Here is a 20,259-nt window from a genome sequence, read left to right on the forward strand (position 1 = left end):
TTTGACCTGCCTCCCTGCAAAATCTTTGCAGATAAGGCAGCAGTTCATTTAAATCCAGATTTTTCCAGGATAAAAGTTTTCTCAACATGAAAAAATTTCTTTTTAAATGTTCCTCACTGGAAAGCAATGCCGGGAAAAAAAGTTTAAAAATCTGCAGAATAATTTTTAAGTTATTTGTTTTATATACAACATTTAACAGGGGAAAAACAATCTCTATAGCTTTAGCCATGGAAAATGCTGAATTGTTTTCTTTTATCAGCTCCGTTAGTTCGTCAATAAAATCTATTGTTTCCCTGACCCCGTATTTTTTTGAGCATTCATTATAAAAATGCTTCAAATGTGTATCGGCCGGATCTAAGCGCAGCAATTCGCAGTACCTGCCGGTATATTTACCAAAGGTCCTGATCATATTCGTGGTGGAAAACAAGGGATGATCCACCCTTTGTATCTCGTTCCCGCTTAAATCGGTGACGATCAATTCTGCTGCCGATGATAATTCTTTCCTGCACTGAAAAAAATATAGCTGATCATTTTCGATCCTTGTCCCGGAAAGGAAGTTACGTTTGTTCAGTTGAACAATCAATTGCAGTTGCTGTTTTTCGGGAATATAGCAGCTGCAGTTATGATTGAGTGTTATATAAAGGTTGCCGGCTGAGTCTTGATTCAGATCAGGCGCCCCGTTTTTATTCGCAGGCAGTTCCATATAACTGTCAGGAGCGATTTTGAACCGGCATATAGGTATTTTATTTTTTTCCAAAGCTTTTTTTATTTTTGTGGAATCCGGGTTTCTTTTCGCGGCCAGAATAGGCTCGAAAGCGGCATAATCATAGCTGAGCAGGCAATATTTGTTGTTCTGTTTATTCTTGGCCAGTACATATATTTTATTATCAACAGCTCTGTAAAGCATATCTTTGAAAGTATGATTTTTAGGTAATGGCACAGTGCCTTTGTATTTGAAATTTTTATCCAGAATATCTATTTCTGCAAAATGATTTCTTCGGGCAATTATATTCTCTTCCGGGTCCAGGCAAAAATCAGTTCCGTTATACCAGCACCATTCAGGATTATTTCGTGTCTTATCAAAGTAAATACGGTAATCATAATGGAATTCTTTTTCGTTATAGTTTTTATCCAGCACCTGAAAGCCCCGCGGATAATGCAAAATTACCAGGCTTCCGTCTTTCCTTTGCAGGATTTCATCACTTCCATTGACCGCGTAATCTGCTATGACTGTGGAAATATCATACATATTGACCAGTGGCATTATAAATAATGTTCCCGGATTTATTTCGAATTTCCTTATGAACTGCTCAATATAGAAAGGCCCTGATAGTTGCTCTAAAGCCACTAATTTGGTTTGGAATTTAATAGTCATATCTAAATTATCGGATTTTTATCGCGGAATTTTCAAAAACTTGGTAGAAATATATTTTCGGACAGCTGAAATACTGAATAAGTTTACCGCTTACCCTACAAACTCATCAACATATACACTCATGCACCTTCATACCACATAATAATTAATGATTTTCATGTTCAGGTTTTTTTTGTTTTTGGCCATACTGTTTTTAAAGCGGATCTCCGTGAGCATCTCCGGGGTTTTCAAAAAACGCATTATTTCTTTTTTTACTTCCGGCGGAAGGGTATAGTATATCTGTATCAGTCGCTGAATTTCTCCTACAATTGCTCTGTGCTTGTCATCCATTGCCATATTTTTACTCCGCAAATCCCAACAGGCTTAACAGTTGATCATAAGACTCAGCCATGTCCTGCGGCATTTTTCCATCCCATTGATTGAGTTTTGATGTGACGCTTTTGAATTCGTTTATAAATTCCTGAGCCTCGTTAGAAATTTCTGAAGAATCTTCAACTGAAGCTGATTTGTCATTTTCTTCAATTTTTTTCCTGAAACGATCATATTGTTTTTTTATTTGTTCTGCCAGCTCGGGCAATTGAGGTGTAAATACAGTAATTGCTTCCTGAATAAACGCCAGTACAGATTGCAATTGCTGTGTGGAAAGCTGGTTCATTTTTATAAGGGACTCCAGCATACCTTCCAGCAGGTCGACCCTGTTCCCCAGTTGGGCCAGCGCTTCTTTGGGTTTGCCGTTATTTATCAGGTTGATTATTTGACCCGAAAGCACCTGATCGCCCACCTTTGCCTGAACGATATTAATCTGTGCCTGAAAATTCAGGTTATTTTGAGTTTCAATATTTTTAGACTGGGCAGCATTTTGCAGTGGTGAGTTATTCTTAATATCAGTTTTATTTGTTAGTTGAGTTTTATCCATGATGAAATCAAAATGAAGCTCCTCAGCTGTAGTTTTTATAGTATTGAGGTCATTGGTATTAGTAGAGTTGAGCAGGTTTTTGCAGAAATCTTTTATAGTTAACTGCTGGGCTTTTAAAAGTCCCAGGTTTTGCTTGATATCCTGTGGCGGTATACTGTCTCTGCCGGTTGACTTCAGATAATTATTAATTTTGTCTTCAAATTGTTTATCTGTGCTTTTTGCAGTTTGCGCCTGATTCAGTTGTTTGTTTTCTACATTTAAAAGTTCATTCATAATTCCCCCGCCTAACGCATCCTGGCCCCTCTCTTGATAAGAGAGGAGAATGTTCGTTGTGGATTTACCTCTCACCCTTCTCTTTGTAAGAGAAGGGCAGGGATGAGTTCTTGTTTATATATATGCCCGGAACTCAATTTTTTAAACCTGTTACATCCGCAGCATATCGCTTGCAACTATTCTGATATTCCAACGATAACTTAGATGAAAATAATAAAGCTTAAAGTTGGAGGTTATACATGTTAAACAAAATTATTGCCAATGCACAGGGGGTAGACTTGGTTGCAATAAACCTGCTCATGCAAGTCCCGGGTATGGATGCGCTTAAAAAAATTAAAGCTGCTCAGGAAGCAGGTAAAATCGGTCCCGTCTTCATGAATGATTTACTCTATGTGGGACTAACCGCTATAGAAAGGGATCAATATTTTAGCGCTTTGTTAAGTACCTGGATTTATCTGGATGGGGGATCGCAGATCACCGTATACGATGTCATGCATCCCGGAGCTCTGGAGAAAGCGAATAGCGCCGGAGATTTTATTAATCCGCTCCGGCAAAAGCTTGAAAGCCTGGTCAGGGCAACTGGTGTAACTGTTGCGTACGAAACATACCCGTGGAGAACAAGGGAATATGAGATGTATGTTATCGGATTGATTTGTGATTGCAACCGTGGAGAATTCAACGACAATGAGGTAATACGTTTGGACCTGAGGAATTTTTCTGCTCAGGAATCAGCCAGAATTCAATATCTGTTAGCTCTTGCCGTGAGAGAGAAGATTGCGAAACTGGGTGTATTTGATATGCCCACCGGCTATTAAAAATCAAAATCACCAAGGTTCATTGTAAATACCGGGAGAAATTTTTAAAACTGCTTGTTTTTGATCCAGTATTTTTTTACAGAATACCTGAAAATCCGGGATTTTATTTTGCAGATATGCCTTAATATTCTGATATCGCGGATGCAGATTGTTGTTGTCAAATATTCCAAACATCTGGCTTTGATTGGAAAATTCCAACAGATTTCGCAGGTCAGCTTCGCTGTATTTTTTTAAGTAATCCTTGAGACGGCTTTTACCTCTGGGCTGTCTGGCCCAAATGAACAGGATATCCAGAAAATTGACGGATTTTTCTTTGAAATTTTCAGTGCTGGAAAATGAATCGAATAATTTTTTATAGTCGTCATCCCTGTATTTTTTCAGTTTTCTATATTTTCCTAATCCTACTACAAATCCGGCAACAGTATCACCCCAGAATTTGGATTGAACTACTTTGGGCAGAACAGGGTCCAGCACATAAGAACCGAGAGTAGCAAAGGGAGCGCTGATTATTGTCCGCAGACAATTCATTCTTGCGGTGGGAAAGCCCATGTTGCGTATCATATTATGCGAAAAAATATAAGCTCCGTTAACTGTGGACAGGCTGATAAACCTCAGCAATTTGTTGGTAAATATACTAATGTCCATTGAGTCCAAAAGTCCGCTTACCTGCATATCAACCAGTTTCAGCAGCGGGATGGAAAATCCTGTGCAGAATAAGGAATTACAGGCATTATTAATGTCGAAGTTATTAAATCCCCAGTCTCGAATTTTTGTCCCGGCTCTGGAAAACATATCTGATATATAATTTCTTAAAAAAGTTATGGAAAACCATAACGTAGTAAAAGGCAGGCCGATAGCAAGGACCGGATGATGCAATGCCACTAAAAATCCCATGGCCACCAGTCCGCTGTTTTTTATCAGTGGTCTGGGATATTTGAGCAGGTAGGAATAGGGGAATCTGGGTTTTTCACCGAGAGTATTAAACTTAAACTGACCTTCTTTTCCCAGGCTGTGAATAGATTCCGAATGCAAGCCGGCCGGAGTTATATGAAAGGGAATTTTGTCGCAAAATAAATAGTTACAGGGAATGTCATCTTTTTTGATGTTAAAAGTATTTTTTATGGGTAAGGATATTTTACCCTTTATGTTTCTGCGATGAATCTTAGCGGAGATTTTGGAGTTGGTCGGGTCATAAAAACCCATACCGGGTATTTCCGGGTAATAACCTGTAGAATCACTGCTCACTGTAAATTTTATGGTTAATTCCGACTTCAGGAATTCTAATAAGAACCGGTCACTTGTGTCAGAAGGTATATGATATTCATTCAATAAGGAATAGATTCTGTTGAAGTCTTTGCTGTTTAGTATTTCTATCATTTCATGAAGTTTTTTTATTTCGTTTGATTTTCTGCCGAAACAGTCCAGAGTATTATAAAGTTCCACAGCTTTTATTGCCGGAAAGTTTTCCACGATGTGCTGCAGTGTTTGCTGAAGTCCTATTTCCAGAGGCCTGCTTATTACAATTACTCCGCCCAGGTCATTGATGTCATTAAGTGCTGCTGACAGAGGGTATTCATCCGGGAATAAAGCGTCGTAATCCACAATCGCGTGTGAAAAGTATTGATCTCTTAATTGTCTGGGATTAAGATTGCCATATTTTTCTTCCATTTCTGCCAATTGATTTTTTAGGCGTTTATATTGTGAATGTTGAAGTTCGCCTTTCCTCCAGGCATCCTCGGCCTCTTTAAATTCGTGCCTTAGTTTCAGTATCCTGGATTCCAGAATAGGTTTATAGATATTATACAAGATTATTCCCAGATGTATTCTGTCCAGATAACCTTCCTTGGAAACATCCTGGGCATTGGCGAATGTTATGGGTGTCAGGCAAGTCTGTGCGTCTTTCAGAGTAGCGTCCACCAGGCTGAAATGCAGCGCTTTATTAAAAATATCAATGTGATTATGAATACTGGCTATATGTAATTTAAAGTGTTCCTGAATTACCGAATAAAGTTTGTCCAGTTTTTCATGTTCAAAAAATTCATAATAATCGTCCAGAGACTTGCATACCGGGAAATATACTGTAAAGGTGGTTTTATCTCCTGCTTTACCGATTTTAAATTCCACTGAAAAAGTTACATCCATTTCCAGGATTTCAGCTGCAATCAGTCCATAATAAATTTGCTCTACCGGATGCAGGGAGTTTCTATAGGATAAATTCACTTTGGATAAGCCTTTCATATAAGCATCCAAAATCAGTTGGATTGTTTCCTTTCTGCCTCCGGCTGAAATGTCATGAACCCGGTCATCCCAGGCAGCACCGATATTGCGCAGCGCAATTCCTTCCGGCAGTTCTATCATATTATTCAGGCGTAACAGCTTTTTTATGACCCTGGGGTCGCCTTCTGAGGCTTGAATAAATTGTTCCAGGTACTTCATCCTTTCAGCAGAATCAGGGTCGTGTTTAAGTGCTTCTTTTATAAGAGCGACCAAAATACGCGAAGTATTTAAAGGCATTGTATATCGGTGATTATCACGGATAAATTTCATCAGCGAGCGCAAATGATTTAACATTTCCAGCGGTCTTGTGGTATGAAGCAGCTTTCTGTAGTAGTAAACAGTGTATAAGCTTAACGGAAGTACATCCATAATAAATCCGTTGGGGTCTGAATCCAGAATATTGTGGTTCAGAAAATCCGGCTTGGCTTCCATAAGTTTAAGCGCCGCACTTTTTGTGCCGGAACTGAAACAAAATTTGGCCCCTAGCCTGGCTAACCGTGTCAGATAGCTATCTTGAGGCGCTATATCCGCTTGAATGGCAATTAATTTACATTTCATATTTATTTTTGCTTTTGCTTCCTTAAAGAATCTATTTTTCTAACGACAATTTAATAAAGGATGTCCGAAAATACATGTTTTGTCATTGCGAGGAGCGTTCGCGACGTGGCAATCCACGTGTCTGGAAATGTAGATTGCCGCGCTTCGCACGCAATGACTTGAAAGTCTCCATTTTCGGATAACCTGCTGTGCCATTGTCGTACCAATATAGGTAGAGGCTATGCGTAACCTTCCTATGCAATTATCGAAAAAGAATCAATAAAATTTCAGCTAATAGTTTGTTGAAAATTAAGGTTGTCCACATGGAATATGCTCTTATCTTAATTGAAAAATTTAACGATTCATTCAGATTTTCAATAAAATTTAATAATTTTTTTATTAATTTGTTCGATATATTAATAAAGGCATAAATTTTAGAAGGGAGCAAAAAAATGGCTATAATCGTAACAAGAACACAGGACGGGGCGTTAGTAATGACCAACAGGACAGAAGGAGTATCAGCGGTGAATACCGCATCCAATGTAGATGGTTATCCGGCCATACCCGCCAGATTGATAACTCCTTTGTTTAAAGAAGCCAGAAATAAGCTGCCCGATTTTCAGGGGAAAATGTTTAACGGTCCTTATTGGGGTTCGTCAGGGCATCTGGAAGCCACAACCGGTAATGTTGCGTTTGATAGCGATCCCAACGGTTTATTTCATAATCCGACAAATAGTCATTATTGTATTGCGGTTGGCAATCAGAGCGCTATTCACACCGGGTTTGTTTACTTCCTGGACTTACAGAAAGGTAATATTTATTATCGTGAGAGAGGTGGCGACCATATCCAGACTTATCAATATCAACCCGGAAGCAAAGAATACATAGCGTTTTTTGACGGTATGATCGGTGCGTTGAAAACCGTAGCCGGCAATGCAAATCCTGAGATTAATAATCTGGTTTCCTTCATGAAGAAAAATTTTAAATATGTATTTCCGGTAATTCCACGCGCAGAATTAATGAAAAATATGACCATGCATTCTTTCTGGCCACATAATTTTATAATTTCGGAGAGGGCACCACATACTACATCATTTACAACAGGAAAAAAAATGGAGTCAGACCCGAATCATCCTATTTATAATCCTACCACAAATACAGCAGACCCTGCGAAAACACATTATTGCTGTGTGGTCGGAGAAACAAATTCCGATCAATTCCGTAATCTATTTTTTGATTTAAAGACCGGGACTATTTATGTCAGGACCGGCAAATTGTCCGTTAATCCCAAAGATCCGCATACCACTATCAGAATTGATAAGAATGACCCCGCATATAATGATTACAAACGCGAAATCTTAGTTAAACTGTCCAACCTGCGCCGGGTTTATCCGGTCGCGCAAGAACTTATCAATTTTATCAGAGGGGTAAATATGCAGGATGTATATACCCTATTACTCTTTACTCCTTACTCCTTAAGATAAGGTCGAAACAAACTATAAGGTCGGTTTTTTTAATAAATATTTATAGGGTAGCAAAGAATGGCAAATGACCTATTAATTTCGGGCAAAAATACAGGCAATGTAACAGCGTATAACAAAAACAACGGTATACCGAGTAAATTTAACGTTTGTGAGAAGAGGCTTACATTAACTACCTCTTTTAGTGTAAGTTCCGATGCAGGCGAACATGGCTCGGTAAGAGCAAAATTTTTTAATCTAAGCACTCAATTCGAATTCAAAGACAAAAGCGATAATTTAGTGGCTACTGGCAAGAAAGCCTTGGTTTCATGGGGCACCAGGATAGATGTTTATGACTCACAGAATAATAAAATCGGCACAATCAGGGAAGAAGTGTTGAAGTCATTATTTAAAAGATATACTTCTTATAAAATTCTTGACTCAAATGGCAATGAAATCGCCAAATCAAAAAAATTAGATTTCGGGGCGACCGGCATTACTTTATATAATCCGTCAGGCAAAGAAATAGCGACGATCGACAGACCCTGGATAAATATTTTCAGGGACAACTGGAATATAGATATTAAAGACCGTTCGGCAGTTGATATGCGCATATTAGTTTTGATCGGAGCTTATAAAACCTATTCTGATAATGCAAAAAGCAGTTCTGATTCTTCGAACAGCAGCAGGCCAAAATCTAATTCAAAGAAATAATTATTTTTTTCAGATACAGATTCCGGCACATCATCATCTAATGGTTTTTTTTACTGTTTTATGCGATAATTCTTCATCATTATGCTCAAACTCAACGAGAATATCGCAAAAATTCATCCCTACATTCCGGGCAAACCCATAGAAGAAGTTCAGCGTGAACTGGGCCTGAAAAAAGTTGTCAAACTGGCCAGTAATGAAAACAGCTGGGGACTGCCGGAAAATGTAATCAAAATACTTCAGCAAAAGATCAAAGATTTGTATCTTTATCCGGACGGGTCTGTGTTCAGGCTGAGGCAGGTTTTGGCCGACAAATTCAGTTTAAAACCTGAGCAGTTTATTTTTGGTAATGGTTCGGATGAGCTTTTGCAGCTAATTGCCCTGACTTATCTGAACGTTGATAAAGAAGTAATTATTTCCGAAGGAACTTTTTCCGAATACAAATTTTCCACGCTTTTAGTAAATGCGCCTTATAAGGTTGTTCCCCTGAAAAATTATACTTATGATCTGGATGGTTTCCTGCAAAAAATAACCGCAAAAACCAGTGTTATTTTTATTTGTAATCCCAATAATCCTACAGGTACTTATTTTACAGCCGGTGAGTTTGATAAATTTATCAGGAAAGTTCCGGAAGACGTCCTGGTTGTTTTGGATGAAGCCTATTACGAATATGCCAGCGGTACTGACTATCCGGAAAGTTGCGCCTATTTAAAAAATTATAAAAACCTCATTATTCTGCGCACTTTTTCCAAAATCTGGTCATGCGCTGGGTTAAGATTGGGTTTTGGAATTGCCGATGAGGTCATTATTAATTCTCTGAACAAGGCCAGACAACCTTTTAATGTTAATGCCCTGGTGCAGGATGCCGCCCTGACTATGCTTCAGGAAAAAGAATGGGAAGATGATATCAGAAAGAAAATTGAAGAACAAAAAAAATATTTATATACGGAATTAAAAAAATCAGGTTTGGAATTTCTTCCCAGCAGATCAAATTTTATTTTTATAATATTTAAGCAGGAAGGCCAGCAAATATTTGAGGAATTGCTAAAAAAAGGTGTTATAGTCAGACCCATGAAAGGATTCGGTTTTCCCAACGCAATCAGGGTGACCGTAGGTTTGCCCGAGGAAAATCAAATTTTTATTAAGAGTTTGAATGAAGTACTGAAGTGTTTGAGTATCTGAAGAGTTGCAATCTTTTCATTTGATAAAAAACGCTGTGTAACTTTTTAAACTGATCTGTTTTCTCCACAATTTAACAGGAGAAAGGCTCAAAAGGCGCAGTTGTGGATGCCCGTAATAAAAAAGGAGAATTGTTATGAAAAAAACCGCGTTAAATTCAGCTCACAAAAAATTGAAAGCCAAAATGATAGTGTTCCACGATTGGGAAATGCCGATATCTTATTCGGGTATTATCGAAGAACACAAAGCTGTTCGTCAAAAAGCCGGAATATTTGATGTGTCCCATATGGGGGTTATCGATATCACCGGTATTGCTGCGCTTAATTATCTGCAATATTTGACTGTCAATGATGTCGGCAAATTAAAACCCAATGATTCTCAATATACCATGATGCTGAATAATGACGGACAGGTGCTTGACGATATGATCCTCACCCGTTTCGAAAATTATTACAGGTTGGTAGTCAATTGCAGCAATTTCCAAAAAATTATTGAATGGATGAAAAAAAATCAGTCTGCCAAAGCATTTCAAGCAGAGTTAAAACATCGTGATGATTTGAGCATTATAGCTTTGCAGGGCCCTGAATCGAAGAGTATTTTAATGTCGATTTGTGAATTCGACAGTCAGATAAAAAGTTTTACAGTAACCACAGGGAGAATTAATGCTGTTCCGGTAATTGTGAGCCACACCGGATATACCGGCGAAGACGGCTATGAAATATTTGTTGATAACGGGCAGGCGGAAATGGTCTGGAATCTGCTTCTGGGCAAAGGCGCGGCTCCGATTGGTTTGGGAGCAAGAGATACCCTGCGTATTGAGGCGGGATTACCGTTATACGGTCAGGAAATATATAACCAGATTACACCTTTTGATATAGGTTACGGCTGGATTGTGAAGCTTTCCAAACCGGAATTTGTAGGTAAAAAATATTTGGAAAGCGTCCCCAGGCGAAGACGTTTATATGGTGTGTCACTTAAGGACAGGGTTGTTCCCCGCCAAGGATGCGAGGTTAAAGATCTCGGTATGGTAACCAGTGGAACTTTTTCTCCTACTCTGAATAAATCAATCGCTTTATTTTTAGCAAACAGGGATTTAACTGATAAAGATACAGCCTGGTTGAAGATCAGGGAAAAAGAATATCAGGGGCAAGTTATGAATTTACCTTTTATTAAAAAAAAGGGTATTAACAATTAAAAAATTATTTGCTATATTGTTGATGATTTAAAATAAATACTAATGTCAAAACGGTTTACGATTTAGAAAGAATTTACTCGACGCAAAATGGAATTGCGACGAGGCGCCAAGAAGCGAGCCCCGGAGGTGTGCTAATGGCACATAGAGGAGCGAGCGACAAAGGCAACAAAGTCGCAAACCATTTTGCTAAGAGTATATTAAGAAAGGGGTCCGTTTAGATATGAGCTTGATACTCGAAAATCTCTATTATTCCGATGAACATGAATGGGTAAAAGTAGATGGAAAAAACGCAGTTGTAGGAATTACAGATTACGCGGAAGATGCTTTGGGTGATGTGGTCTTTGTGGAACTGCCACAGGTAGGTGAAGATTTCGCTCAGATGGACCAGGTGGGGGTTATTGAATCCGTTAAGACAGTCAGCAATATCTATATTCCGGTCAGCGGCCGAATTACAGAAATAAACGAAGCTGTTGTTGAAAATCCTGCATTGGTCAATTCTTCTCCCTATGATGAAGGCTGGTTATTTAAAATTGAAATGTACGAACCTGCCGAACTTGAAGATCTGAAATCTTCAGAAGAATATGAGGAAATGATTAGCGAAGAAGAGTAAATGACATTCCCTCGATTACCCAACACTGATGACCAGAAAATTTTTGAGGCCATCGGTGTAAAATCAATTGAGGAACTTTTAAAAGATTTACCCAACGAACATCGTCTCAAACAATTAAGTATACCAGAAGGCCTTTCTGAGCAGCAGGTATTTAAATTGTTCAAAGATTTAGGTCGTAAAAATAATATTTTTTCACCTGATCAAAATTTTTTAGGTGCCGGAGTTTATTACAGGTATATACCGGCAGCGGTTGATTATTTAGCCTCTCGCAGTGAATATTATACTGCCTATACGCCTTATCAGCCCGAAATCAGTCAGGGTACATTAACCGCTATTTTCGAATTTCAAACATATATGTCCGAACTGACAGGTATGGAGATCAGTAATGCCAGTCTTTATGATGGTGCCACAGCTATGGCCGAGTCTTTGCAGATGGCCGCACGCATAAGTGCCAGAGAGAAGCATAAATTTGCAGTGATCGGAGCAATATCACCATTTTATAAGGAAGTTCTAAATACATACAATGCAGGTTATGGATTTGACATAGAATATTTTGAAGATATAAAAACCGTACAAATTAACAAAGAACTTACTGCTGTGGTATGCATGTATCCTGATTTTTTCGGCAGGCTCACCGATTATACCCAGATAATAGAAAAAGCCAGACAGGATGCAGTAGGAATAATTTTCGGTGTCCTGAACCCGTTAGCTCTGGCTTTATTTAAAACTCCCGGAGAATTTGGTGCGGACATTGTTTTCGGAGAAGCTGTCTCGCTTGGAAATTATCCATCTTATGGCGGACCGTCGTTGGGTTTTATTACTACTAAAAAGGAATTTGTTCGTCATTTGCCCGGTCGTATAGTAGGCGAAACGCAGGATAAAAATGGCCAAATAGGTTATGTACTTACATTTCAGACCAGAGAACAGCATATTCGCAGAGAAAAAGCCACTTCCAATATTTGTAGTAATCAGGGACTGATGGCCTTGCGTTCTACAGTATATATGTCACTCCTTGGTCGCGAAGGTGCTCAGCAATTGGCCTCGGACATAATGAACAAAACCCGGTATTTAAAAAATAAGATCGGTGAAATATTGGATGTTAAATGTTGCCCGGAACTCAGTTTCCAGGAGATTGTTATAAAGTCTGCTAAAATAGATTTTTTTGAGCTTAACAAAAAACTGAAAAAGAGCGGAATTCAGGGTGGCTTTGTACTGGAAAAATTAAACGCTTACTGGGATGAACTCTATCTTGTGACTGTAAATGAAATGATGAGCGAAAAACAACTGGATATATTTGTCGGCTTTATTAAGGAATCCATAAAAAATGTCAGATAATTTCAAGCCGGTTTTTTATAAAACACCGATTGGTGGATCTTTGGTGAATGATCCCAATGTCCCTCAGCCCCTGCTAAGGAAAAAGCCGTTGCGATTTCCAGACTTAAGCGAAGTGGAAGTAGTAAGACATTACACCTATTTGTCCACCTTGAATTTTGGCGTGGACTCCGGTTTTTATCCTTTGGGGTCATGCACCATGAAATATAATCCCAAAATTTTGGAAAAAATCGCCTCCCTGGAAGAATTTTCTCAGCTTCATCCTTTGCAGGATAATGAAGATGTGCAGGGAATGTTAGAAGCTCTGTATAAGATAAACGAACTTTTATGCGCTATTTTCGGATACGCGCAATTTACTTTACAGCCGGCTGCCGGAGCGCATGGTGAGCATACAGGGCTGTTGATTATCAAGGCTTATTTTTTAGATAAAGGCCAAGCTGACCGCAATACCGTAATTATTCCGGACACAGCTCATGGTACAAACCCCGCCAGCGCTGCCATCGCCGGATTTGATGTGGTTAAGATTTCCACAGACGAGCAAGGTAACATTAATCTTGAAGAACTCAGTCAGGCTGTAACCAAATATAAGGTAGCGGCTTTGATGCTGACTAATCCTTCTACTCTGGGCCTTTTTGAGACACAGATTGTAGAGATAGCTGACATTGTACACAAGGCTGGAGGTCTTTTGTATTATGACGGGGCCAATGCTAATGCTTTGCTTGGTCTTATCAGACCGGCGGACATGGGTTTTGACGTCTGTCATTTGAATTTGCATAAAACTTTTGCCACACCCCATGGCGGAGGAGGGCCCGGATCAGGACCAGTGGGAGTGAAAGATTTTCTTGTGCAATTTCTGCCTAGGCCGATAGTCAAAAAATCCGATAATTCTTTTAGCCTTGATTTTTCTTCACAGAAAAGCATAGGGAAAGTACATGGTTTTTATGGCAATATTGCCATTGTTTTAAGGGCTCTGGTGTATATTTTACTGGAAGGCAGCACGGGTTTGCGCAAGGTCAGCGAGCAGGCCATAATTAATGCCAATTATTTGCGCGTCGGGCTGAAAGATTTGTTAAAATTACCCTATGCCCGTTTTTGCATGCATGAATTTGTGTTATCTGCCGCGAAACTAAAAAAGGAAAAAGGAGTTTCCGCGCTGGATATTGCCAAACGGCTTATCGATTTTGGTATTCATCCGCCTACAATTTATTTCCCGTTGATTGTTCATGAATGTTTGATGATAGAACCGACTGAGACTGAAAGTAAAGAGTCAATGGACAGGTTTATGCAGGTGATGGAGCAAATTATCAAAGAAGCGGAAACAACTCCTGAACTGTTAAAAAGTGCCCCGCAAAACCGAATAGTCGGAAGACTGGATGAGACCAAAGCAGTTAAACAACCTAAATTAACTGCATTTGATATCGGTTCGTAATATATTGCTGTTTTATTATTCAAACAAAGTGAAAATATGCCTCGTGTCGTCATGCTGAGCTTGCTTGCCGCGCCGACTTGTCTCGGCGAAGCTTCAGCGAAGACGGAAGCTTTAGCGTAGGTGGGACGGAGCATGATTAAGTGTACTTCTAACACCCTTCATCAGGCTCAGGGTGACAAAAATTAATTAATATGAATAAACCGACTCCCAAACCTGCAAACCCATCCACCCTTCAATATAATAAACGATGACCCAGGTTCAGCTTCGGATAACATGTCCAGGTTTTGTGAATGTGGGAAAAAATTGTAACTTCTTCGATATATTAATACGAGGGTATTCTATTTTAGAATTAAGCTGTTTTATGCATAAAATCCTCCAGGTATAAATAGAAGCAAAACAGGGAGTTAGTTGCCATGAAATGTAAAATCGTATCAAATTATACGGGAAAAACAGTTAAAGATATTAATGAATTATTAACTTACCTGGAAGTCAAATTGTTGATTATCCCGTCTATAATAAATGATATTTTAAATAAATTTTTCAATTATAAAAAAGTTGCAACAGAAGCAGATTATTTTAATAAAGTAATAGCTTTTATTAAAATTATAAGTTATCAAATTATTATTGATGATACGAAATCCAATGCTATTAAATCAATAACCAACTGTTTAACAAATCTTAACGAGCAGAATTTTGAAACGGTTAAAGGCAAATTAATAAGAGACTTAAGGATTCTGGAACTGATCAAAGCAAACGAACAATTACCTGAGAATAACCATTTTAATCTGGAAGAGCGGAAAGCAATAGCCAAACAAAGGATAGCGAAGCATGAGGATAATTATATGATGAAATTTACAAAGGATCATCTCATTGGGAAGGGTGTATTTAAAAAAGATGATTTAATTGGGAACGATATTTTAGAAATATTTGCTGTTTTTTTTGAAAAAATGAAGCCAACCCCATTAATAGATGTTTTTAATATTTTTCTTGATATAGCACAAAAAGCAGACAGGGATAATATCATTCAATCAGCCAGAAAAATAATGGCTGAAGAAGGTTTTTATAATGTGCGGCATGAAGAAGGAGTGCCTCAGTGTGTTTTTGAATTATTACAAGTTCTGGCAGATCAGCATCATTCCGAGAGTTCTTTTTCAGCTTGTATCAATGGTTTTAAGTCAGCTTATGATGCTTATTGTCGTTTATTGTTTGGTTAGAACTTTTTGGTCCTTTTAAACAGTTATATCCAATACTTGTAAAACTATATATAATTTTATCAAACATGAGTTATCAGCAAAAAGTTACTAAATTTCAAGTTATCGACAATGGACCATGTGCTCCTTATTACAATATGCAAAAAGATTTGGAGATGTTTTCTGAGGTGGAGACTGAGCCGGCAATGGCGTATTTGCGTTTTTACACATGGACCGAACACTGTATAAGTTATGGCTGTAATCAACAGATAAAAATTGTAGAAGACTACAAAGAAAAGCAGGGATTGCCTTCCAATATCGTTTGCGTACGTCGTCCAACGGGTGGAGGCATTGTGTATCATAAGCCCGGTGATTTTACTTTTTGTTTGGTGTTTCCTCTCAGTTTTTTCCCCAGGCAAAAAAGTTTGCTCGAGATTTATTACAAAATCTCGGAAATTCTGAATATGACATTAAATCAAACAGGTATTGATTCCTGCCTGGCGAAACAAAGTTTGGCTGAATATAAAGAAAAAAAAATAAATGACGTTTGTCTGGATTTTCCTGCTAAATATGAAATACTGCTGGATAACAGAAAAATATTGGGCAGCGCTCAGAAAAAAGGTAAAAAGGCACTTTTGCAGCAAACAAATTTTTTCACTGAAATAATCAAGAAAAAGGAATTCAGCAGATTACTTGCAAATAATCTTCAGGACTGTTTCAAATAAAAGTTCATAAGTTGATAAGTTATTAAGATGGTGGTATTTTTATAATACAAATTAATTATAAAGGAGCGACCTATGAGAAGTGATAAAGTAAAAAAAGGACCGGATAAAGCAGCCCATCGTTCGTTATTCAAGAGTATGGGATACACTGAAGAGCAGATTAAGCGTCCCTTAATAGGTATAGCTGCGTCTTATAACGAGGTTATTCCGGGACATATTTTATTGGATAAAGTTGCCACAGCAGTTAAGGAAGGCGTTTTGATGGCCGGAGGCACTCCAATGCTTTTTCATACCATCGGTGTTTGTGACGGTATAGCCATGGGCCATGAAGGTATGAAATATTCGCTGGTGACCAGAGAAATTGTTGCTGATTCTGTTGAAGCTATGGTTAACGCTTATCAGTTTGATGGCCTGGTCATTATTCCCAATTGCGATAAAATAATTCCCGGCATGCTTATGGCCGCTGCCAGAGTAAATATTCCCACCGTCATGGTCAGCGGAGGCCCGATGCTTGTTGGCGGGGACAGCGCTAAATGTGTGGACCTTTCTCATGTTTTTGAAGCTGTAGGTTCATTTAATGCTGGAAAGATCACCAAAGAAGAGTTGCAGCATATTGAAGATGTTGCTTGTCCGGGCGCTGGTTCATGTTCCGGAATGTTTACCGCCAATTCCATGAATTGTCTGGCGGAATCGCTGGGTATAGCTTTGCCGGGTAACGGCACAATCCCTGCGGTTAAAGGTGCCAGAATCGCTTTAGCCAAAAATTCGGGAGTGGCAATTATGGATATGGTTAAAAAAGATATAAAAGCCAAGGACATGATGACTCTTGATAATTTCAAAAACGCTCTGGCTGTAGATATGGCTCTGGGATGTTCCACAAATACGGCATTACATTTGCCGGCCATAGCTAATGAAGCCGGCCTGAATATATCATTAAAGCTAATAAATGAGATCAGTGATAAAACTCCGCATCTGGTATCTTTGCGGCCTGCTGGCGTTTATCATATGCAGGACCTGGATGATGCCGGTGGTATTCAGGCAGTTATTGCCGAACTGGCCAAAGGCAAGCTGGTAAAAACCGATCTTATAACCGTAACCGGAAAAACAATCCAAGAAAATATTAAGAACGCGCAGACCAGAAACAAAGAAGTAATCCGTCCCTTAAAAAATCCTTATCATAAAATCGGTGGACTTGCGGCCTTGTTCGGCAACATAGCTCCTGAAGGCGCTATAGTTAAGCAGTCCGCTGTTTCCGAAAAAATGAGTGTACATAGCGGCCCGGCTAAAGTTTTTGACAGCGAAGACGCATCTGTCGAGGCAATGAAAAAAGGCAAGATTAAAAAAGGTGATGTTGTGGTTATTCGTTATGAAGGTCCCAAAGGCGGTCCGGGCATGCGCGAAATGCTGGTGCCTACCGCGACTATCGTAGGTATGGGCCTGGACAAAGATGTAGCGCTTATCACCGACGGCAGGTTTTCCGGAGCCACGCAGGGTTCGGCCATAGGTCATGTTTCGCCGGAAGCAGCCTTGGGCGGCCCGATAGCGGCCATTCAGGATGGTGATATTATCGAGATCAATGTGCCTAAAAAAACACTGAATGTAAAGCTTTCCGATAAAGAGATCAAAGAAAGGTTAAAGAAGGCTAAAACGCCTAAAAAGAACTATAAAGGCTGTCTGGGCAGGTATGTTAAACTGGTTAAGTCTGCCAGTACCGGAGCAGTATTGGAATAAAATTTTAAATCACGCCTTAACGAAGCTTTTCTAATTTGTCATTTCGACCTGCTCCCTGAGGTTCTCGAAGGGAGCGAAGCGGAGTGGAGAAATCTTAAGTCCAGAAAAGACGGCATTTTCAGATTCCTCCACTCAGGTCGGAATGACGAAAATGCCTTCATAATAGTCTCCCCAGATTTATCTTAAATTTCCGCTGTAAAATCTCAGCAATTTCCCACTTAACCGCAATCAATTATTGTGTTACAATTCTTTCCTAATATCTGTTTTGAGGAAGGGATTTGTGTAATGACAGATAAAATTAAAGGCTCCAAAATTCTTCTGGAAAGTTTAAAACAGGAAAACGTAACGGATATCTTTGGTTATCCTGGCGGCGTTTTGCTGGATATTTATGATGAAATTTACAATAGCGATATAAATCATTTCCTAGTTCGCCATGAGCAGGCTGCCGCGCACGCGGCCGACGGATATGCTCGCAGTAGTGGCAAGGTAGGCGTATGCCTGGCCACTTCAGGCCCAGGTGCGACCAACCTGGTTACCGGTATTGCCAATGCCTATATGGATTCCATACCCATGGTCGCTCTTACCGGTCAGGTTTCAGTCAATTTGATCGGAAAAGATTCTTTTCAGGAAGCCGATATTACCGGTATAACTATGCCCATTACCAAGCATAATTTTTTGGTAAAATCGGTAAAAGATCTGGCTGAAACCATTAAAAAAGCTTTTTATATAGCCCGGACCGGCAGACCCGGACCGGTTTTAATAGATTTACCCAAAGATATTACTCAAGCCAGAATTCCATTCGAATATCCTAAAGATATAAATATTCCTTCTTATAAACCTACCTATAAGGGAAGTATAAAACAGATCAAGGTAGCGATAGACCTTATGCAGAAAGCACTGAAGCCGGTTATTCTTGCAGGAGGCGGAATTATAGCCTCCAACGCTTCGGCTGAGTTAAGAGAGCTTGTAAGTCTTACCGGTATACCGGTTTCCAGTACCTTGATGGGGATTGGTTCCTATCCTTACAATGATAAATTATCCCTGAAGATGCCCGGCATGCACGGTACGGCATATGCCAATTACGCTGTTCATGACTCGGATTTGATAATAGCAATTGGTATGCGTTTTGATGACCGCATCACCGGCAAACTGGAAACTTTCGCGCCTAAAGCGAAAATTATTCATATTGATATTGATCCCGCAGAAATAGGTAAATGTATTCAGCCCACAGTTCCCATAGTCGGAGACGCCAAACAGGTGTTAAAAGACATGATCGAACTGCTTAAGGAAACACCAGTAGAACCTAAAAAAGAATGGCTGGAGATTGTTCAGGATTTAAAGGAAAAACATCCGCTGTCTTACAAGCAGACAGGCGATGTAATTTATCCTCAGTTTGTAATGGAAACCATCAATCAATTGACTAAAGGTGAGGCTATTATTGCAACAGAAGTTGGCACACATCAGATGTGGGCGGCACAGTTCCTTAATCATCTGCACCCGCGTCATTTTCTTTCTTCGGGCGGACTGGGCACCATGGGATTCGGTTTCCCGGCAGCCATCGGCGCACAGGTTGCCAACCCTGACAAACTGGTAATCGATATTGCCGGAGACGGTTCTATTCAGATGAATATTCAGGAATTATCTACAGTTGCTTATTACAAACTACCTGTTAAAGTTATTATTATTAATAATCGTTATCTGGGCATGGTAAGGCAGTGGCAGGAACTTTTTTATGAAGGACGTTACTCCCATGTTGACCTTGAGGGCAAACAACCGGATTTCGTAAAAATTGCCGAAGCTTATGATGTCCTGGGCTTGAGAGCCGAGAAACCTTCCGAACTAAAGAAAGTTTTGGAAAAAGCTTTTTCTCATAACGGCCCGGTATTTGTTGATGTTGTTGTTAATCGTGAGGAAAGCGTATATCCTTTTGTTCCGGCCGGCGGAGTACTTAATAAAATGCTGTTTTCGGAAAGGACATAAAATACATGAGACATGTTGTTTCAGTAATAGTAGAAAATAAACCTGGTGTACTGGCAAGAATTGCCGGACTTTTCAGCCGCAGAGGATATAATATCGACAGTCTGGCTGTAGGAATTACGGAAAATCCGGATTTTTCCAGAATTACTCTGGTGGTGCATGGTGACGATATTATTATCGAACAAATAGTTAAACAGCTTTATAAATTGATAGATACTTATAAAGTTATTGATCTAACCAAACAAACACATATAGAGCGGGAAATGGCACTGGTAAAAATCAGTGTTACGGCCAGTACCCGTTCGGAAATTATAGAAATTGCTGATATCTTCAGAGCAAAAATTATTGATGTCAGTGAAAAGAATCTGGTGATTGAGCTTACCGGGGATCAGGACAAGATCGAAGGTTTTCTGGTATTAATCAAGAAGTTCGGAATAGTCGAACTGGTACGTACAGGTTCGATAGCCATACAAAGAGGATAATACTCAAACTCCGGTCACTGAGTGACCACCTTGTATACAAAAGGACAG

Annotated in this window: 17 protein-coding genes; 13 read left to right on the top strand and 4 right to left on the bottom strand. The window is 39.3% G+C overall.

Going from position 1 to position 20,259, the window contains the following annotated elements; genetic code table 11:
• The 3 genes from PHV30_03085 to PHV30_03095 form a co-directional block, all read right to left on the bottom strand.
• Positions 1-1,375: hypothetical protein (locus PHV30_03085; protein MDD5455999.1), on the bottom strand; the 1,375-nt coding region annotated here is incomplete at its 3' end.
• Positions 1,376-1,504: 129 nt separating this feature from the next.
• Positions 1,505-1,711 (bottom strand): hypothetical protein, encoded by a 207-nt coding sequence (locus PHV30_03090; protein ID MDD5456000.1) that lies wholly within the window; start codon positions 1,709-1,711, stop codon positions 1,505-1,507.
• A gap of 4 nt (positions 1,712-1,715) precedes the next feature.
• A complete protein-coding gene (locus tag PHV30_03095) occupies positions 1,716-2,564 on the bottom strand; it encodes a hypothetical protein (GenBank protein ID MDD5456001.1) in 849 nt (282 codons plus the stop codon).
• A gap of 239 nt (positions 2,565-2,803) precedes the next feature.
• Between PHV30_03095 and PHV30_03100 the strand changes: the two genes are divergently transcribed.
• Positions 2,804-3,379: a hypothetical protein gene (locus PHV30_03100; GenBank protein ID MDD5456002.1), complete on the top strand. Its 576-nt coding sequence runs from the start codon at positions 2,804-2,806 to the stop codon at positions 3,377-3,379.
• A gap of 9 nt (positions 3,380-3,388) precedes the next feature.
• Here PHV30_03100 and PHV30_03105 read toward each other — a convergent pair whose 3' ends face one another.
• Positions 3,389-6,214: a hypothetical protein gene (locus PHV30_03105; GenBank protein MDD5456003.1), complete on the bottom strand. Its 2,826-nt coding sequence runs from the start codon at positions 6,212-6,214 to the stop codon at positions 3,389-3,391.
• A 431-nt stretch (positions 6,215-6,645) separates the two neighbouring features.
• On the opposite strand from PHV30_03105, the gene PHV30_03110 reads away from it, so the two are divergent.
• The 12 genes from PHV30_03110 to ilvN all read left to right on the top strand — a co-directional run bounded on the left by PHV30_03110 (position 6,646) and on the right by ilvN (position 20,211).
• Positions 6,646-7,677, top strand: a complete 1,032-nt coding sequence (locus tag PHV30_03110) for a hypothetical protein (GenBank protein ID MDD5456004.1) — start codon at positions 6,646-6,648, stop codon at positions 7,675-7,677.
• A 57-nt stretch (positions 7,678-7,734) separates the two neighbouring features.
• Positions 7,735-8,367: a hypothetical protein gene (locus PHV30_03115; protein ID MDD5456005.1), complete on the top strand. Its 633-nt coding sequence runs from the start codon at positions 7,735-7,737 to the stop codon at positions 8,365-8,367.
• A gap of 81 nt (positions 8,368-8,448) precedes the next feature.
• The gene (gene hisC, locus PHV30_03120; GenBank protein MDD5456006.1) at positions 8,449-9,546 is read left to right on the top strand and encodes a histidinol-phosphate transaminase; all 1,098 of its coding nucleotides are present in this window, start codon (positions 8,449-8,451) and stop codon (positions 9,544-9,546) included.
• A gap of 133 nt (positions 9,547-9,679) precedes the next feature.
• Positions 9,680-10,738 carry a glycine cleavage system aminomethyltransferase GcvT gene (gene gcvT, locus PHV30_03125; protein MDD5456007.1) on the top strand — a complete coding sequence of 353 codons (1,059 nt, stop codon included), beginning with the start codon at positions 9,680-9,682 and terminating at the stop codon, positions 10,736-10,738.
• Positions 10,739-10,958: 220 nt separating this feature from the next.
• Positions 10,959-11,348 carry a glycine cleavage system protein GcvH gene (gene gcvH / locus PHV30_03130; GenBank protein ID MDD5456008.1) on the top strand — a complete coding sequence of 130 codons (390 nt, stop codon included), beginning with the start codon at positions 10,959-10,961 and terminating at the stop codon, positions 11,346-11,348.
• Positions 11,349-12,683: an aminomethyl-transferring glycine dehydrogenase subunit GcvPA gene (gene gcvPA, locus PHV30_03135; GenBank protein ID MDD5456009.1), complete on the top strand. Its 1,335-nt coding sequence runs from the start codon at positions 11,349-11,351 to the stop codon at positions 12,681-12,683.
• Positions 12,673-14,109 carry an aminomethyl-transferring glycine dehydrogenase subunit GcvPB gene (gene gcvPB, locus PHV30_03140; GenBank protein ID MDD5456010.1) on the top strand — a complete coding sequence of 479 codons (1,437 nt, stop codon included), beginning with the start codon at positions 12,673-12,675 and terminating at the stop codon, positions 14,107-14,109. The genes gcvPA and gcvPB overlap by 11 nt, the downstream gene beginning before the upstream one ends.
• Before the next feature lie 413 nt (positions 14,110-14,522).
• Positions 14,523-15,323, top strand: a complete 801-nt coding sequence (locus PHV30_03145) for a hypothetical protein (protein ID MDD5456011.1) — start codon at positions 14,523-14,525, stop codon at positions 15,321-15,323.
• A gap of 65 nt (positions 15,324-15,388) precedes the next feature.
• A complete protein-coding gene (locus PHV30_03150) occupies positions 15,389-16,024 on the top strand; it encodes a hypothetical protein (protein ID MDD5456012.1) in 636 nt (211 codons plus the stop codon).
• Between the two features lie 72 nt (positions 16,025-16,096).
• Positions 16,097-17,752 (top strand): dihydroxy-acid dehydratase, encoded by a 1,656-nt coding sequence (gene ilvD / locus PHV30_03155; protein MDD5456013.1) that lies wholly within the window; start codon positions 16,097-16,099, stop codon positions 17,750-17,752.
• A gap of 285 nt (positions 17,753-18,037) precedes the next feature.
• A complete protein-coding gene (ilvB, locus tag PHV30_03160) occupies positions 18,038-19,732 on the top strand; it encodes a biosynthetic-type acetolactate synthase large subunit (protein ID MDD5456014.1) in 1,695 nt (564 codons plus the stop codon).
• Positions 19,733-19,737: 5 nt separating this feature from the next.
• Positions 19,738-20,211 carry an acetolactate synthase small subunit gene (gene ilvN / locus PHV30_03165; protein ID MDD5456015.1) on the top strand — a complete coding sequence of 158 codons (474 nt, stop codon included), beginning with the start codon at positions 19,738-19,740 and terminating at the stop codon, positions 20,209-20,211.
• The last annotated feature ends 48 nt before the right edge of the window (positions 20,212-20,259 follow it).

This window comes from Candidatus Margulisiibacteriota bacterium (assembly GCA_028715625.1).
Classification (GTDB): Bacteria; Margulisbacteria; Riflemargulisbacteria; order GWF2-35-9; family GWF2-35-9; genus JAQURL01.

Coding starts and splice junctions, on each gene's coding strand:
- PHV30_03145 (MDD5456011.1), top strand. CDS start 14,523: ATGAAATGTAAAATCGTATCAAATTATACGGGAAAAACAGTTAAAGAT.
- PHV30_03090 (MDD5456000.1), bottom strand. CDS start 1,711: ATGGCAATGGATGACAAGCACAGAGCAATTGTAGGAGAAATTCAGCGA.
- PHV30_03100 (MDD5456002.1), top strand. CDS start 2,804: ATGTTAAACAAAATTATTGCCAATGCACAGGGGGTAGACTTGGTTGCA.
- PHV30_03115 (MDD5456005.1), top strand. CDS start 7,735: ATGGCAAATGACCTATTAATTTCGGGCAAAAATACAGGCAATGTAACA.
- PHV30_03150 (MDD5456012.1), top strand. CDS start 15,389: ATGAGTTATCAGCAAAAAGTTACTAAATTTCAAGTTATCGACAATGGA.
- ilvN (MDD5456015.1), top strand. CDS start 19,738: ATGAGACATGTTGTTTCAGTAATAGTAGAAAATAAACCTGGTGTACTG.
- ilvB (MDD5456014.1), top strand. CDS start 18,038: ATGACAGATAAAATTAAAGGCTCCAAAATTCTTCTGGAAAGTTTAAAA.
- gcvT (MDD5456007.1), top strand. CDS start 9,680: ATGAAAAAAACCGCGTTAAATTCAGCTCACAAAAAATTGAAAGCCAAA.
- PHV30_03110 (MDD5456004.1), top strand. CDS start 6,646: ATGGCTATAATCGTAACAAGAACACAGGACGGGGCGTTAGTAATGACC.
- hisC (MDD5456006.1), top strand. CDS start 8,449: ATGCTCAAACTCAACGAGAATATCGCAAAAATTCATCCCTACATTCCG.
- gcvPA (MDD5456009.1), top strand. CDS start 11,349: ATGACATTCCCTCGATTACCCAACACTGATGACCAGAAAATTTTTGAG.
- gcvPB (MDD5456010.1), top strand. CDS start 12,673: ATGTCAGATAATTTCAAGCCGGTTTTTTATAAAACACCGATTGGTGGA.
- PHV30_03105 (MDD5456003.1), bottom strand. CDS start 6,214: ATGAAATGTAAATTAATTGCCATTCAAGCGGATATAGCGCCTCAAGAT.
- PHV30_03095 (MDD5456001.1), bottom strand. CDS start 2,564: ATGAATGAACTTTTAAATGTAGAAAACAAACAACTGAATCAGGCGCAA.
- gcvH (MDD5456008.1), top strand. CDS start 10,959: ATGAGCTTGATACTCGAAAATCTCTATTATTCCGATGAACATGAATGG.
- ilvD (MDD5456013.1), top strand. CDS start 16,097: ATGAGAAGTGATAAAGTAAAAAAAGGACCGGATAAAGCAGCCCATCGT.